Origin of the sequence: Alienimonas chondri, assembly GCF_013036045.1 — a bacterium.
GTDB lineage: Bacteria > Planctomycetota > Planctomycetia > Planctomycetales > Planctomycetaceae > Alienimonas > Alienimonas chondri.
This window is the reverse complement of the sequence record NZ_WTPX01000348.1, coordinates 1-779: the sequence shown is the minus strand read 5'-3', so window position 1 is coordinate 779 and position 779 is coordinate 1. Positions and strand designations below refer to the sequence as shown.

General features: G+C 68.0%; 1 protein-coding gene. It reads right to left on the bottom strand.

The annotated features are described in order from the left end of the window. Positions 1–190: 190 nt before the first annotated feature. On the bottom strand, positions 191–565 hold the full coding sequence (locus tag LzC2_RS21585) for an endonuclease domain-containing protein (RefSeq protein ID WP_171190078.1): 375 nt from the start codon (positions 563–565) through the stop codon (positions 191–193). Positions 566–779 lie beyond the last annotated feature (214 nt).

Below are 779 nucleotides of genomic sequence, written 5' to 3'. Positions count from 1 at the left end.
CCTCTCCCCAAAAGGGGGTGAGGGGGCTAGAATCGACCGATTGCCCTAAGAATCCCGCTGCATCGAGCGTCCGGGACGCTGTGTCGCTCGGAAACGCTCTGGCCAAGAGCGTGTGAGGGCTCGCACACCCTCACCCCCGGCCCCTCTCCCTGAGGGAGAGGGGGGAAGACTTCCCCGCAGGCCGATTTGTTTATTGCCAGTTCGAGACGTCCTGCCCCGCGGCACGGGCCACGGCGATCAAGACCGCCTCCGGGTCGCGGAGAACGTCGTCGTTCGAGACCCGCAGCACGGCGAACCCGGCGTCGCGAATCCAGGCTTCTCGGGCGTGATCGGAGTCGCCGCGGCCGTCGTGACTGGCGCCGTCCACTTCGACGACGAGTTTCGGACGCAGACAGCAGAAGTCCGCGTAGAACGGCCCGATCGGATGCTGCCTGCGAAACTTCAGCCCCTTCAATCGTCGATCGCGCAGCAAAGTCCACAGGCGCCGTTCCGGCCGCGGCGCGTCCCGCCGCAATCGACGGGCACGAGCGGTGCGAGACTCGGCTTCTTGTGCAGGCACGGCCATGGCGGACGACTCGAGACGCCGAACGAACACCGCCGACAGTCCCCATCGCGCGAGTTCGCATCAAGTCACGCCGGGTCGACTCCGCTGCGATCGGAGGCGTGCGAAGGCTCGCACACCCTCACCCCCGGCCCCTCTCCCTGAGGGAGAGGGGAGAAGAGCGGGCCACGCCGCACGAGACTCCCCTCGCCCCCCAGTTGGGGAACGCCGGGGGGAG

Coding starts and splice junctions, on each gene's coding strand:
- LzC2_RS21585 (WP_171190078.1), bottom strand. CDS start 565: ATGGCCGTGCCTGCACAAGAAGCCGAGTCTCGCACCGCTCGTGCCCGT.